This window comes from Spirosoma taeanense (assembly GCF_013127955.1).
GTDB classification, from domain to species: Bacteria; Bacteroidota; Bacteroidia; order Cytophagales; family Spirosomataceae; genus Spirosoma; species Spirosoma taeanense.
Genome location: NZ_CP053435.1, coordinates 3,611,543 through 3,626,761, shown reverse-complemented (window position 1 = coordinate 3,626,761; position 15,219 = coordinate 3,611,543). Strand labels below are relative to the sequence as shown.

The 15,219-nt window shown below is 52.4% G+C and carries 13 protein-coding genes; 8 read left to right on the top strand and 5 right to left on the bottom strand.

Features of this window, described 5'->3' with window-relative positions; all coding sequences use genetic code 11:
• Positions 1 to 27: 27 nt before the first annotated feature.
• Positions 28 to 516 (bottom strand): YciE/YciF ferroxidase family protein, encoded by a 489-nt coding sequence (locus tag HNV11_RS15140; RefSeq protein WP_240163462.1) that lies wholly within the window; start codon positions 514 to 516, stop codon positions 28 to 30.
• Positions 517 to 688: 172 nt separating this feature from the next.
• Between HNV11_RS15140 and HNV11_RS15135 the strand changes: the two genes are divergently transcribed.
• The 5 genes from HNV11_RS15135 (at position 689) to HNV11_RS15115 (ending at position 8,885) form a co-directional block, all read left to right on the top strand.
• Entirely contained in the window at positions 689 to 1,450 is a 762-nt protein-coding gene (locus tag HNV11_RS15135; RefSeq protein WP_171740467.1) for an HpcH/HpaI aldolase family protein, read from the top strand.
• 68 nt (positions 1,451 to 1,518) lie between these two features.
• Positions 1,519 to 3,618, top strand: coding sequence for a hydantoinase/oxoprolinase family protein (locus HNV11_RS15130; protein WP_171740466.1), 2,100 nt, complete (start codon positions 1,519 to 1,521; stop codon positions 3,616 to 3,618).
• Complete coding sequence (locus tag HNV11_RS15125; RefSeq protein WP_171740465.1) at positions 3,615 to 4,142, top strand: GNAT family N-acetyltransferase; 528 nt, start codon at positions 3,615 to 3,617, stop codon at positions 4,140 to 4,142. The genes HNV11_RS15130 and HNV11_RS15125 overlap by 4 nt, the downstream gene beginning before the upstream one ends.
• A 2-nt stretch (positions 4,143 to 4,144) precedes the next feature.
• Positions 4,145 to 5,836, top strand: coding sequence for a hydantoinase B/oxoprolinase family protein (locus tag HNV11_RS15120; RefSeq protein ID WP_171740464.1), 1,692 nt, complete (start codon positions 4,145 to 4,147; stop codon positions 5,834 to 5,836).
• Positions 5,837 to 6,905: 1,069 nt separating this feature from the next.
• Complete coding sequence (locus tag HNV11_RS15115; protein WP_171742193.1) at positions 6,906 to 8,885, top strand: hypothetical protein; 1,980 nt, start codon at positions 6,906 to 6,908, stop codon at positions 8,883 to 8,885.
• Between the two features lie 303 nt (positions 8,886 to 9,188).
• On the opposite strand, the gene HNV11_RS15110 is transcribed toward HNV11_RS15115, so the two are convergent.
• Entirely contained in the window at positions 9,189 to 10,142 is a 954-nt protein-coding gene (locus HNV11_RS15110; RefSeq protein ID WP_240163460.1) for a transglutaminase domain-containing protein, read from the bottom strand.
• Between the two features lie 99 nt (positions 10,143 to 10,241).
• Between HNV11_RS15110 and HNV11_RS15105 the strand changes: the two genes are divergently transcribed.
• On the top strand, positions 10,242 to 10,748 hold the full coding sequence (locus HNV11_RS15105) for a PPC domain-containing DNA-binding protein (RefSeq protein ID WP_171740462.1): 507 nt from the start codon (positions 10,242 to 10,244) through the stop codon (positions 10,746 to 10,748).
• Between the two features lie 246 nt (positions 10,749 to 10,994).
• Positions 10,995 to 12,185, top strand: a complete 1,191-nt coding sequence (locus HNV11_RS15100; protein ID WP_240163458.1) for a sialidase family protein — start codon at positions 10,995 to 10,997, stop codon at positions 12,183 to 12,185.
• 75 nt (positions 12,186 to 12,260) lie between these two features.
• Here the strand turns inward: HNV11_RS15100 and HNV11_RS15095 are convergent, their stop codons facing one another.
• The 3 genes from HNV11_RS15095 to HNV11_RS15085 all read right to left on the bottom strand — a co-directional run bounded on the left by HNV11_RS15095 (position 12,261) and on the right by HNV11_RS15085 (position 14,732).
• Positions 12,261 to 12,857 carry a bifunctional nuclease family protein gene (locus HNV11_RS15095; protein WP_171740460.1) on the bottom strand — a complete coding sequence of 199 codons (597 nt, stop codon included), beginning with the start codon at positions 12,855 to 12,857 and terminating at the stop codon, positions 12,261 to 12,263.
• A gap of 79 nt (positions 12,858 to 12,936) precedes the next feature.
• Positions 12,937 to 13,899 carry an electron transfer flavoprotein subunit alpha/FixB family protein gene (locus HNV11_RS15090; RefSeq protein WP_171740459.1) on the bottom strand — a complete coding sequence of 321 codons (963 nt, stop codon included), beginning with the start codon at positions 13,897 to 13,899 and terminating at the stop codon, positions 12,937 to 12,939.
• Positions 13,900 to 13,994: 95 nt separating this feature from the next.
• Positions 13,995 to 14,732 (bottom strand): electron transfer flavoprotein subunit beta/FixA family protein, encoded by a 738-nt coding sequence (locus tag HNV11_RS15085; RefSeq protein ID WP_171740458.1) that lies wholly within the window; start codon positions 14,730 to 14,732, stop codon positions 13,995 to 13,997.
• 157 nt (positions 14,733 to 14,889) lie between these two features.
• Between HNV11_RS15085 and HNV11_RS15080 the strand changes: the two genes are divergently transcribed.
• Entirely contained in the window at positions 14,890 to 15,219 is a 330-nt protein-coding gene (locus tag HNV11_RS15080) for a tetratricopeptide repeat protein (RefSeq protein WP_171740457.1), read from the top strand.

The window sequence follows — 15,219 nt, the reverse complement described above, 5'->3', positions numbered from 1 at the left end:
ACGCCTTGTGTGCCAGGTTGGTGGCTATCAGGATTGAGCCGCCTTGGGGTTGACCGAACTGGTCGCAATATGAGTTAGTTTCTCGTCCGTTGCCTTTTCTTCGTTCAGCGTTTGCTCCAGCAGATCGGCGATCTGAGTCTGACCGGCCTGCTGCGCCAGCGTACGGGCGGTGCCATAGCCCGCAATTTCATAGTGTTCCATCTTCTGCGCAGCGCCAATGATGGCAGCATCGGCCAGCTGGCCATCCTCCAGTTGAGCCAGCGTATCCTGTGCTTCATCGATAATTCCCTGCATACCCATACAGGTTTCGCCTTCCACTTCGATGCCCATCTGCTGCGCGATTTGTTCCAGCCGCTTCACATGCCCTTCGGTTTCGCGCTGGTGCGTCTGAAACGCCTGACGTAGCTGATCGTTCTGAACGCGCTGCGCTAACTGGGGCATGGTTTCTAGCGCTTGTGTTTCGGCGGAGTACAGATCCTGAATGATGTGCTCCATGAACTCATCCATCGTTTTCATAAGTGCGTAGGGTTTACGTAGTGATTAATGAAAATCTTCATGCAGTTGAACTCAGCATTGGGTCTATTGTTTACAAGCCTTCCAGCCAAAACGCTCTGTTCATATTGATTCGGTTGTATCTTGCTGCTCTCAAAATAAAGTCTGCCAGATAGTCATTCGACCCACGACCCGTATGAAGGAAAACCTAGTTAAAACCCGACTCCGGAATAATCAGCCCGTCCTGGGTGTCCTCTCGAATAGTGCCGACCCGACCGTTGCTGAACTGTGCGGCTTTTCGGGGCTGGATTTCTATATGATTGATGGTGAACATAGCCCCGTGACGACTGCGCAGGTGCAGGATATTGTGCGGGCCTGTGAAGTAAGCGGCATTACGCCCCTGGCCCGCGTTCGCAGCAGCGACCCAAAACTGATTCTGCAGTTTCTGGATGCGGGTGTAATGGGGATCATGCTGCCGGGCGTTAAGACAGCGGCCGAGGTAGAATCGTTCGTTCAGGCAGTTCGGTATCCACCGCAGGGAAATCGGGGATTTGCACCGGTGCGTTCGGTGGAGTACCTGCTGGGCGAGATGAATCAGGGCGATTACGTAGCGTTTGCCAACGAACAGATTCTGATTTTGCCGCAGATTGAAGACCGGGAAGCCGTTGATAATCTCGATGAACTGCTCACTGTGGAGGGTATTGACGGGTTCGTGATCGGGCCGCGCGATCTGGCCATGAGTATGGGCTATTATGACGGCCCTGGCCACGATGAGGTCAGGAAAACCATTGGGGGCGTGGTCGAAAGAATCCGCAAAGCCGGATTGGTGGTTGGCACCACAGCGGCTACCGGTGATCAGGCCAGGGCTCTGGTGGACCGGGGCGTTTTATTCTGCCTCAACTCATTCGCGGGTATGCTCAAGTGGGCAGCCAGTGATTTTATGAAAGGCAGACAATAATTGCCGTTACGTAACGGCAATTATTGTCTGCGCGTATATCCAGCCCGGCTGGTTTTTATTTCTTTACCATGCGTTATAAACTCGGCATCGACATTGGCGGAACGTTTACCGACCTCGTTTTGCTGAACGAAACGACGGGCGAACTGACCTTCGGCAAAACGCTGACGACCTACGATACCCCTACCGATGGTATCATCAACGGGATAGATGAATTGCTGGCTCGTGTTGACTTAACACCAGCGGATATTGGCACGGTTGTTCACGGAACAACACTCCTGACCAATGCAGTAACTGAACGGAAAGGTGCTCTGACCGGCCTGATTACGACCCGGGGCTTTGAGGACGTTCTGGAGATCGGCCGGGAGTATCGCTACGATATATACGATCTGCAAATTACCATGCCCGAGCCGCTGGTGCCGCGCAATCTGCGTCTTGGCGTAACGGAACGGGTTGATTTTCGGGGAAGTGTGTTAACGCCCTTACTCGACACCGACGCCATTCAGGCCATTGATGAACTGGTCGGTCAGGGATGTCAGGCCATCGCGGTCTGTCTGCTTCATTCGTTTATGAACCCCGTTCACGAACGGGCCCTGGACGATCTGATCCGGCAACGCCATCCGGCTGTTTACGTCAGCCTGTCGGTCGACGTAATGCCCGAAGTACGGGAGTACGAACGTATGTCGGCCACCGTCATGAACGCCTATATTCAACCGCTGACGGATCAGTACCTGAGTGATCTGCGCGATCGACTCCAAACGCTCGGTTTTGCCGGTAGTCTGCAGATTATGATTTCGAGCGGTCGGCTGACAACCCTCAACGGCGCCCGAAAATCGCCCATACAACTCCTGGAGTCTGGCCCGGCCGGGGGCTCGATGGCGGGTGTTTTTTTCGGTAAACTCGCTGGTCATACCGACATTGCTACCTTCGACATGGGCGGCACAACTGCTAAAGCGTCCCTGATTATCAATCGAACGCCACAGATCACCAATCAGTTTGAAACCGCCCGGGTTCGGCGGTTCCGGAAAGGGTCTGGCCTGCCGGTTCGGATTCCGGTCATCGACATGATTGAGATTGGGGCCGGGGGCGGAGGTATCGCTTACGTAGATGGGTTGGGGTTGCTTAAAGTGGGACCCGAAAGCGCAGCTTCTGAACCGGGACCGGCCTGCTACGGGCGCGGGGGCATCCGACCGACCGTAACGGACTGCGATCTGGTACTGGGGTATCTGAACGAAAACTTCTTTCTGGGCGGAACCCTCAAGCTGGATAAGGAAGCTGCCCGTCGGGCTATTGACGAACATATTGCCCAGCCGCTGAACATCAGCGTCCTGGAGGCTGCCATGGGCGTTCATCGCATCGTTAACGAGAACATGGCCAACGCAACCCGCGTGCATATTCTCGAAAAAGGCCATGACCCCCGCCAATATACGTTACTGGCGTTTGGTGGGGCAGGACCCGTTCATGCGTTCGAAGTAGCCCGTCTGCTCGGATTGCCCGAAGTAATGATTCCAGTAGGGGCGGGGGTAACTTCGGCGCTGGGCTTTCTGGTTTCGCCAACGGCTTCAGAATGTGTTCGCAGCTATATCAGTCCGGTTGCGGAGCTGGACTGGAACCGGCTCAACGATCTGCTGGCCGAAATGGAAGAAGAAGGATTTCTCTTTCTGGAACAGGCCGGTCACAAATCCAATGAGGCTACGGTTAGCCGCGTGGCCGATATGCGTTACGCGGGCCAGGGGCATGAGATTACGGTGCGCATTCCAAACGGCGTTTTATCTGCGTTGTCTATTGCCGAGATCGAACAAAGCTTTCGGAAAGAATACCAGCTTTGCTTCGGCCGTCTGATCGATGATGCCGTGATTGAGTCCGTAACCTGGCGCGTGGCCGTAAGCAGTCCACCGGTATTGTTCAATCCGAAACAGGCCGATGTCAATAAGAAATACAGCATCGGCGATAAGGATTTTTCGGGCCTGAAAGGATACCGGCAGGTTTATTTCATGGGCGACAGCGTGCCGTCGTCCTGCCCGGTCTATGACCGGTATCAGATTCGACCGAACGATTGCCTGTCGGGGCCGGTGCTGATCGAAGAGCGGGAATCAACGGTCGTGGTGGGGCATAAAGCTTACGTTCGCATGGACGAACACCGGAACCTGGTAATCAGTTTACGCCGATGACCGACGCTGCTTCAATCACTATTCAGGCAATTGGGCCGGCCCAGGCCGCCCAACTGTCAACCCTATGCTACCGGATTTATCCGCAGCATTTTCTTTATCTGTGGTTCGACGCGGGTGTCTGGTACCAGCAGTATTCCTATAATGAAGCGAAGCTGAAACAGGAACTCGAAGACCCAAATGTTCGCTATTTTTTTGCGTTGCAGAATGGGGAGCCTGTTGGGTATCTGAAGATTAAACTCGACAGTAACCTGAACGACGCGCCGGATGGACTGGAAGTTGAGCGCATCTATTTTCTGAAAGAAGCAGCCGGGCAGGGGCTGGGTACGCAGCTCATCGAGCATGCTTTCTTTATCGCCCGGCAGCTTGGCAAACACTACGTCTGGCTGCACGTTATGGACAGCAGCCACGACTCCATCGCTTTTTACCGAAAGCGGGGCTTTGGGCCGGTTGGCGAAACCTGGTTGCCGTTCGAGCAGATGAAACCGGAGTTCCGACGCATGTGGCAGATGAAAAAGCTACTCTAAGCATGGAAGAACCAATACCTCCACAACCCTACGACGCCATTACGTTCTCTATTCTGTGGGCCCGGCTGCTGGCGCTCGTCGACGAGGCCGGTGCAACCCTGCAACGTACTTCATTTTCGACCGTCAGTCGCGAGTCAAACGATTTTGCGGTCGTGCTGATGGACGCTCAGGGTAATTCAATGGCTCAGTCGACAACCAGTATTCCGTCGTTTCTGGTCGTTCTGCCCATGCTGACGAAGGCGTTGCTGGCTGAATATTTTCCGGCTGATACCTGGCGCGAGGGCGACGTAGTGATTACGAACGATCCCTGGCTGTGCGCGGGCAACAAACCCGATATTGGTCTGGTATCGCCTATTTTTCGGAAACAGACCGACCGCGGCGGAACAAAGCTGGTTGGATTTATTGGCTGTATTGCCCACTCGCCCGATATGGGTGGTGTGCTCTGGGGAGCTGGCGCGCGCGATTTTTATGAAGAGGGGCTGCTGATTCCGCCCACAAAACTGTACGATGCCGGTAAGCCGAATGAACTCCTGTTTTCGCTCATCAGCGCCAATGTCCGGGCCGCCCAGCAGACCCTCGGCGACATTCGGGCTCAGGTCGCTGCCAATGAGCAGGGCATCCGTTCGCTGATGCGCATGATGGACGAGAATCAGTTGGACAATCTGGAGAACCTGGCCGTGCAACTCATCAGCACCTCCGAGCGGGCCATGCGCGATGCTATTCGGAAGGCGCCCGACGGCCACTATCAGTATGATTACAAAGCCGATGGCGATGGTCTGGCCGAGCCGGTTCATATTCGCTGTACCGTCAGCATTGACGGCGACGTCATCAGCGTAGATTATGATGGTACGTCGGGTGTTCATTCGCTGGCAATCAATGCCGTTCTGAATTATACGTATGCCTATACGGCTTACGCAATCAAGTGTGTATTCAGTCCCGAAGTCCCCAGTAACGAGGGTGCCTTCCGGCCTATTCGGGTTACGGCTCCCCAGGGATCGATTCTGAATGCCCGGCGCCCCGCGCCATTGGGGGGACGTAATATGACCGGCAATCTGCTCCATGCGCCCGTTTTCGGTGCCTTAGCACAGGCTGTGCCGGAACTGGTCCAGGCCGATTGCGGCTCCGCCTGCTGGTGCATCGTATTGAATGGTCCGAAGGACTACCCTGTCAGCAGGGCTGATCAGCCGAAATCCAGGCTGACCGAAAACCGCAAAGACGAGTTTGTTGAGTATGTGTTTTTGAACGGCGGTTACGGAGCGCGGCCTACGATGGATGGCATTAACACCCTGAGTTTTCCGACGAATGTTGCCAACGTACCGATTGAGGTACTGGAGCGAAAAGCACCGATTATTGTAACCGAAAAATCGCTGCGTCCCGGTACAGGTGGGGCGGGGAAATATCGGGGAGGATTAGGCCAGACTTTTAGCTTTCGCCTGGTTGGTCAGGAGCCGATTAACATCTCTCTGCTGACCGAAAAGCTTAACACCGTTGCCCACGGGATGCTCGGCGGCCAAAATGGGCAGGGAGGGGAATTGCTGATTACACCAGAGCGGTTTCTACCACCTAAAGGCATTGCAAAACTATATCCCGGCGATGAAATTACCGTAAAATTACCCGGTGGTGGCGGCTATGGGCCTGTTTCGGAGCGGGTCCCGGCGGCTATCGAAAAGGATCAACGGTTAGGCTACTGTTGAAATTTTCCAATAGCATAAAATAAACTTGTTGGTTGAGGACTTTTAGCTATCTGGTTGATTAAGAGCTTTATTTAGGGTAAAAAACAGGTATTGTTGGGTAAATTGTGGAACCTAAGCCTATATTTTTTTCAACAATACTTTTTTTTTCTGGTTGAGCAGACAACCTTTAGCGCAACCAAACTGTCAGTGGGGTTGAGTTAGACTCCGGCTGATTTGAGAGGAAGCTAAACATACTTAGGGGTTCTCTGGTTTTCAGGCATGGCTAACGGGGCGGAACTGAAATCAGCCGTTCAGAGAGCATAGTTCGGGTTTATCGAGCTGATCCATTCTATCCTGAACAGCTACGTGCCTGACCTGGGATCTTTGTACAGGGGTACGTAAACCGGGGGCACCTGATCAGATAACCACGGCTAAAAGGACTCTGACAAAATTGGTTGTGAACTGAAAAGAAGTTAGAAAATAAAAAGTTGTATGAAGGGAAATGTTGGGTTATTAGTAGTTAATGCCTATAATTGACCGCCAAAACAACGCTAATTATCGCATATGAGGGCCCTGCGGGGGTATCAGTAGGGGTAATTAGTTCTTAAAAAGGGTGATCTTCAGGGCTATTCGTACTCTTAGTACGTCAAGCTAACCAACACACCCTATTCACCCGAACCGAAGCAGATTACATAAGTGTGGTTTTCACCAGTTTTAGAAGCAATATATTGATTGAGTCAAAAGCTATTTTGAGTGGGTGACTGCACGAATGGCCTGTATTGCTGGTCAGACTGTAGCGATCTCAGGTGGAACATGACAGGAGTTTGTGCTTCACTGGAACAACTCTTGAAACCGAAAATCGCAACTGTTTTGCGTGTTTAGTGAAGCACCAACCGCTCCTTAAGTCGTATAAAGGTCCTCGTAATCTACCTGTTCGACTAAGGATGTAACAAAATCCACCAAACTGGTGGATTGACCGTTCCATAAGTTTCTAGAACGGGCTTTGGGAGAATTAGAGTTTAGTTTGAATCATTGCGTCAAAATTAATAAATTACCTATGCGAACATTTATCCAACGACACCCCCTGCGGATGCTGGCTGGACTCGTGTTGCTGAGTTTTGCTATGCCTTTAGGCACCAAGGCCCAACAGGCCGACACCGTTCGGACTAACCGAACCTACCCGCGTGAAAACATCTACCGGCTGGGCAAAGGAGTCTACACCGACACGCTACGTCGGGATGAGTTTAAGGCGCAGGCCAGCGACGTCGCTGAACTTGATGACTGCGACACCACCTTCCAGACCTTTATTCTTGTCCGCCGGCTCTCGCCCTGGCGGATTGGTTTGTTTGCCGGGCCAAACTTCGCGTACTGCGGTACGTGGGAAAATACTTTCGGCCCTAACAAACGCGACAATACGTTATATAACGGGGCTGGCTTCAACATTACCGGTAATGTTGATTATTATCTGACGCCTGCCACCCGTCGCCTGCGCTTCGGTCTCGGAACAGCTTTCGGCTATCAGAACTACATTACCCGCGGTGTTTACCGGGATTATCTCTATGGTCTGGCCGCAGCCCGGGGCATCAGTCAGGGGCAGGTTACGATCCGGCAGCGTGCTTCGGAAGATATGTTCCTGACGGTTGGTCCGGTAGTGGCTTTCACAATTGCCCGCAGCCGCCGGAACCCGGATGCGACAACTTTCCTGGAACTGGGCCTGCGCGGTGGTCTATTCCGTACCGAAGCGGCCACGATTGCTGCCTTTGTTCCATCACTGGGAACGGCTCCTCCGAGCGGTCCGCTTGTTGAAAACGGCGCGCTGATTCGGTCGGTTAACCCAAGCTACCGGCTCTACCATCCGGGTGGTCTGTTATCGCTGGGTGTTTTCTTCCCGCTGCGGAACAACTGGAACATCGGTGTGCAGGCGCAGGGCTTCTTTACGCAGTTGAATTACCTGATTGTCAACGGTATCGACGATCAAATGTATGAGTTCAAGCGGAAGCACGGCGGGTTCAGCGCGGGCGTAGCAGTTCGGAAAGGATTCATCCAGAAGAAGCTGATTCCAAAGACACCGACTGTCTGCCCAACCTGCGATTCGATTCCTCAGTTGAACGTACAGTTCAACGGTGCGTCGCTCAAAGGTGTATCGCTGGCTTATGTTGACACCTCCAAGCAGCAGAACGCTCAGCAGCCTGCTCCGGTTATTAATACCTCAGCCGCAGCTCCGGTTATCAGCTGGCGCAGTACGACCCCGAATCCGAAGAACGAAACCTTCACGGCTCGTCTATACTATCGTCCGGATTCAGTGGTTGCCGGTGCAACGGATCAAATCATCGCTCAGTTGGAAAACACAACCGATACAACGCTGACGTTCCCGACTCAATACTTCTCGAATGGTCAGCTGAACCCCGGTTTCTATTACGTAACGGTCCACAACCGGCAGACCGCGAAGTGTGGTTCCTGCATGAGCGAAGTAGCAACTACGAGCTTTGCAAGTATTCGTCCGAAGAACGATATTGTTGAGTGCAAATACCGTCACCGTCTGGAGCGTCTGGAGGTTTACTACCGGACCCCATACACCCGCGAAGTGGCTAACGTCTGCTACTGTAACGGAACGATTACGTCGGTTGGCGACACAGTTACCCGTCTGCGCTACCGTGGTCTGAACCGTCGTCTGGCTACGAACGTAGTTGAGTTCGATACCAACACGGTAATCCTGAACCTCAACGAACTGCCAGGTGGTCTGGCTCAGCAGTTGCAGGCTGAAAAAGCTAAAATCGAAAGCGGCAACGCGGTTCGTTACAGAGGTCGTCGTGTACGTCCGCAGGTTCAGTACTTCCGCGCTGTGTTCACGGTTACCAAACTGCCATGCAACGGTCAGCCTGAGCAGACGGTGGGTAGCTTCAACACTACGATCAGCGACAACTCATACTCGATCACTGATCTGAAGCCGCTGACGGACGCTCAGAAAACCAAACTGCTGGCTCCGCCTGCACCGACTCAGAAGCGGGCTCCCCGCCGTCGGGCTGGTAACAGCGGTCGCAGGTCTGATGTGATGTTCGGTATCGAATAAAATCAATAAACTCAGCAAGTGAAAACCGGGCGCAGTAGCGCCCGGTTTTTTTGTTGAATAACAAATGGAATAGTCGCATTACTGCCTATAATCTACACAAATAGTCAAAAGCAAAAGCTGGACGTAACGTGAGTTATGCTGATTGACTCCTACAGAGCCGCCTGTTTATAGAAAAGCCGTGATGAGTAATCATCACGGCTTTTCTATACGTATACACGTAGGTTTGAGCGGCTTTTACCTGGGGTATTGCGAATTATATTTCGGCTGTTTTACAGTTCGCTCTTGCTCTACGTCTTTGGTAGGCTAACCCTTTACAATTGTGAAGGAGGCAATACCTTCGTAGGACTTAACCCGCTCGGACCGGGGCCCTTTCGGTTTAGCAAAGACATAAAGCGTCGAGGCTCCACGCTGCTGAATAGGAATTACAAGCTGGTAGGAGTCACCCGAACGCCGGACCGTAACGGGAATATGAGTCGCCGAGGTGCCGCCCTGCCGTCCGATGGAACACATCAGTTCAACATCGTTGTCGTTCTGGAGGGTTAGCGTTAGCTGATCGCCAGCGCGGAGTAAACCCGTTTTAGGAAAGTCCGCGTCGAAGCCCAGTCGGAAATACGCATCATACAACTTTGGAAACTGGTCAAACTGCGTTTTGGTAATAGTGCGGTCAAGCAATTGCCAGTGCGAATCAGCCGGAAAGTGATTGGCGGCAAATGCTACCGGTTCGGTCAAAAAATAGAAATCATTGGGTTGGCCGTTTTTGGCGGTTGTCTGCGCCCAGGCAATATCGAGCAGATACCAATCGCCGTCAAGCCGAACAGCGTTCCATTCGTGGTCAATTCGCTGGATAGGCTGCCCTGCTTCGCTGTCATTTGTGCGCGAAAAACCCTTAATATTGACCACTTCAACCCCGGCCTGATTCAGCAGGTGTTTAAACAGCAGTGCGAAACCAGTACAGACGGTTCGGCGGTTGCGCAGCACCCGGTTGGCATATTCAACCTCCGACGAATACTTCTGGCCGCTGTAAATGGATTCATCGTAGCGTACGTGTGACGTGATCCAGGCATAAACCGAACGGGCTTTGGCCAGGTCGCTGCGAGCGGGCGAGGTCAGGTATTCGCTCAAAGTTCTGAGGTTACGGGTTTCCGACTCCGGGGTGTTGCGGGCGTAGTTGTCAATGGTGCTGTAATCAATCTCGACAAACTTCGATGGTCGCGGAATGTCCTGAGCAGACGCATCACGGCCGGTCCGGTCCGGCATAGTTGAAGCTGTACTAAAAGCGAAGAGAAAAAGGGCCAGAACAGGCCGGATTATGTAGTTTCGCATTCCTCGATTCTGTCTCACATCTTCATAACACAAATGCGAAGTTTTTTATTGCTGACCCTCTATTTTGGTTTTCTAGCTATGTCCGATCTTCATTCACAACCCGCTAACCCGGCCCCTGATCCTATCGGTGCGAGTATGCAGACGTATTCGTTTCGGCTGCGGCCCGGCCAGGATCTGAAACAACAGCTTGATGACCTCATCCGGCAGCAGCGTATAGGCGCCGGCGTCGTACTGACCTGCGTCGGAAGTCTGACGGACGTAACGCTTCGGCTGGCGAATCAGGAAGGTCCGAGTGTATGGCATGGTCATTTTGAAATTGTTTCGCTCGTTGGAACGCTATCTGCGAACGGCAGCCATTTGCACCTGTCTGTATCGGATTCAACTGGTCGGACGCTTGGTGGGCATCTACTGGCGGGCTGTAAAGTATATACGACGGCTGAACTGGTTATCGGCGTAATGCCCGATCTGACCTACACTCGGGAGCCCGATTCGACGTTTGGTTATAAGGAGTTGGTTGTACGGAAAAGAAAACGAAAATAAGTCGGCCAGTTTATTTGGAATAATTCTAAAGTAGATTGTACCTTTGTCCGGCAGGTCGATTGTAAAGCCCTATTAACCGGGCTGGTGACTGAGCTATCCAGATCGATATTTTCAACTATTGTTCTTCCAAAATTCATGAAAACTAAACGCTTACTGAGATCAACAGGCTGTCTTTTGATGTTGCTGACTGTTGGTTTTAGCACATACGCTACTGGTAAACTTAACGACACAACCCGGGCATACGCTGTGCCCACACTGGCTAAAACCCCGAAAGGCAGCGTGGCTATGTCATGGACGGAAAAAGACAAAGATGGAACGATCTTTTTCTACTGGGCAGAATCAACCGACAAGGGTCAGACTTTTGGGGATAAAAAGCTAATCCATTCGTCGGCGGGTATTGGCAATTCCCGCCTGATGCGGCCTAAGCTGCTGTTCAAAAAAGACGGATCGATGGTAGCGGTCTTTTCACTCCGGGGGGACGAGTCGCCCGCAGCTCAGGCGTCTGCCAGCAGCGCAACATCCCACGACGCTCATGAGCATAGCGCGTCGCATCAGGGCGAAAAGTCAGCGAATACCAGCGCGACAAAAGCGCCCCAGGGTGGCGGCAGACCCCGGGATTCGAAGATCGTTTATTGTGTTTCCAAAGACCAAGGCGTTACGTGGACAGAGCCAGCCCCGGTTCACTCCGATAACACGCCGAATATTGTCAGAGGTTTTTTTGATGCCATTGTACTGGCCAATGGCGAAATAGGCGTAGCTTATCTGAACGATATTGAAGGAAAGGCCCATCAGCGCGACCTTCGGTTTGTGGTTTCGAAAGGAGATCGCTTTGGTGCCGAAAAAATTCTCGATCCCTTCGTGTGCGATTGCTGCAACATCAGCCTGCTCGTTGACAACACGGGGACGCTTCAACTCTTTTATCGGGAAAATCAGGACAATATCCGGGATATTGCCAGAATGAGTTCGACCGACAATGGTGTGAGCTTTTCTAAACCCGGAATCCTGTTCAATGACAACTGGCAGATTAACGGCTGCCCGCATTCCGGTCCAACGTCGAGTGCCAGTGCCGGAAACACGCTGATCGCCTGGTTCTCGGGTACGAAGGAATCTCCCGGTATCCGCGTAGTGAACCAGAAAGGCAAACGGCTCTTCGTGCTGGATGACCCGACCGCCCGCAACGCATACCTGGTGCCCGCTAAAAAATCGTCGGTTCTTCTATGGGAGCAGAATCAGGAATTTGGTGAGGGTGTGGCTTCGTTCATTGCCTACAAAGACATTAAGGACGCCGGAGCCGCGGAAACCAAGTTTGTCAAAAGCTCGCGAAACGGAACAAACGCCAGCGGACTGACCGTGGACAACCAATTGCTGATTGCCTACGAAGTGCGCAATGCCAATAATAAAAATTCCATCGAGTGGATGAGCGTCGATCTGCAGTAGGTAGCAATCACCCTGAGCTATAAAAATAGCCGCCTGATGAGTCAGGCGGCTATTTTTATAGCTAGTTGCAAGGTCTTAATTCCGCTTGCTCATTTCGTCACGGATTTTAGCGGCCCGCTCATATTCTTCATTGCCGAGGGCTTCTTCCAGCATCCGCTGCAACTCTTCTGACGAGGCATTTTTGAGCTGATCGCCAAACGAGCGGGTTGACGAACGGCTTGACGAACGAACCAGTTCTTCCTGCTCTTCGTCTTCATCACTGCCGCTGGCCGTAATCCCGGCTTCCGACAGAATAGATTCATTCGTATAAATCGGCACATCGAAGCGAATACCGATAGCAATTGCATCGGACGGGCGCGCGTCAATGACCGTTTCGCGAACGCCGTCGAAGCACACGATTTTGGCGAAGAAAATGCCTTCGCGCAGATCAGAGATCATGATCTCGCGGACCGTAAACTTGAACTGCTCCGCAAACTGCTTGAACAGATCATGGGTCATGGGCCGGTTCGGCACAATCTTCTCAATTTCAATAGCAATGGCCTGCGCTTCGAACATGCCAATGATAATCGGCAACCGCCGGTTGCCATACTCTTCGCCCAGAACCAGCGCAAACGAACCCGATTGCGACTGGCTTGGTGAAAGTCCTAATATTTCCAGCTTAATCTTATCCACAACGCGAAATTAACAGTTTGGCTGTTTGATTGTTCGGTTGATCGTCTGTTTTTCACGTATCCGGGCAAATCAAACAGGCTTATAGTGCCTGAACTGCCTTTGTCAGGCGGGGCAGTACGTCGAAAACATCGCCGACAATGCCATAATCGGCTGATTTAAAGAACGGAGCGTCCGGGTCTTTGTTGATAACAACAATTACCTTCGAGGAGTTTACGCCCGCCAGATGCTGAATGGCGCCCGAAATGCCACAGGCAATGTACAGGTTCGGGCTGATTTTAATCCCCGTCTGACCAACGTGCTCCGAGTGAGGGCGCCAGTCCAAGTCCGAAACTGGCTTCGAGCAGGCCGTTGCTGCGTGCAGAGCCTTGGCCAGATCCTCCACGATACCCCAGTTTTCAGGACCTTTCATGCCCCGGCCAGCCGAAACAACCAGATCGGCTTCCGGCAGCAGGATGTCGCCGGATGATTTTTCGGTGCTTTTTACGCTAATCCCGAAGTCGCTGTCGTTAAGTGTCGGCGTAAACGATTCGACCGTTGCCTGTGCTTCTTTTTCCTCTGGGGTTATCGTATTTTTTTTGATCGCCAGAATCTTGATGTCGGCCTTCAACTCGTTGTAGGCAAACGCCTTGCCGGTATAGATGCTGCTTTTTACGCGGAAACCAGTCGATAAATCGGGTAGTTCGACGACGTTGGCCGCCAGACCAGCCTTCAGCTTGCCCGCCAGCCGGGCCGTCATGGCATCGGCCAGTGAGGATTTAGCCAGCACAACGATTGTAGAGCCTTCCTGCTGAGCGGCAGCGGCTACTACCGTTGCGTAGGCCATGCCGTTGGGTTCATTCAGTTTAGCGTCGGTCGCGTGCAGAACTTTCGTCGCGCCAAACCGACCCGCTGAAGCCAGCTCACCGTCGTCGGCCTGACCAATGATAATGGCTGTTGCCGACGTTCCGGTCATTTCGGCAACTTTTGCGCCGTAGAAAATAGCCTCCTGTGAGGACTTCTTAAGTTTGCCTTCGTCTAATTCGGCGAATATGAGAACAGACATGATTGAAAGGTCATTAAATGGTCATAGATCGTCATTCGTAGTCATTACGTCGGTCTGGCAATACTGCCCTGACCGCCTTCTGACGACAAAAGACATTAGATAACTTTGGCTTCCGTGCGGAGAAGCTGGATGAGCGTTTCGGCTTCTTCAGCTTTAATCATCTTAACGGCACCGCGCGGAGCCGGTAGTTCGTAACTGGCGACGGTGGTAAGTTTGTCGGTACCTGTTGGCTCAACAATTTTGAGGGGTTTGGTCCGGGCGGTCATAATGCCGCGCATATTTGGAATTTTCCACTCGGCAATCGGCTCCTGACAACCCAGCACCAGCGGCAGTTTAGCTTCCAGCTCTTCCTTACCCCCTTCGATCTCACGGGTGATTTTGGCCGTATCGCCGTCGATGTCGAGCGTCATGACGGGCGAGATGGATGGTAGCCCCAGCATTTCGCCGACGATGCCGTGAACCTGACCACCGTTGTAATCAATCGATTCGCGACCCATCAGAATCAGGTCATATTGGTTTTCTTTAGCGATGGCGGCAATCTGCTCAGCCACGAAATAAGCGTCGGTTGGCTCGGCGTTCACGCGGATAGCGTCGTCGGCGCCAATCGCCAGACACTTGCGGATTACAGGTTCAGAATCAGCTTCACCTACATTCAATACCGTCACAGTGGCTCCAAGCTTTTCTTTCAGCTCAACGGCCCGCGCCAGCGCGTAGTCGTCGTAGGGGCCGGTAATGAACGTAACACCCGCTTTGTTGAGTTTGGTATTATTGTCCGTAAAGGCAATTTTGGTGGTGGTATCGGGCACACTCGTTACACACACTAAAATTTTCATTGGCTATGCGGTTTTAGTTGATATTGTAGCGGGACATTTGTGTTTCGTTTGTGGCCGGGAAAGCCTCAGTAACCACGGGAATGAACAGCTACATTTACGGCAAAAGTACAAAACAGTCCCACAGAAAGTATGCATGCATACTAATTTTCTTACACGAATGAATAACGAACGTATCCAACAATTAATTCGATTTGTACAGGAAGAACCCGGCGAGCCGTTCAATGTTTATGCGCTGGCAATGGAGTACATGAGCAGCCAGCCTGCGCAGGCCCGGCAGTATTTTGATCAGCTCCTGACCGAACATCCGGATTACCTGCCAACCTATTATCATGCAGCCGCTTTATATGCCGACGCCGATCAGCGCGACCGGGCAGCTGAACTGTACGAAAAAGGCATTGCCCTGGCGCGGGCGCAAAATAATCAGAAAACGTTGCAGGAATTGCAGCGCGCTCAACAGGCGTTTGACGATGATGAAGATGAATGGTAG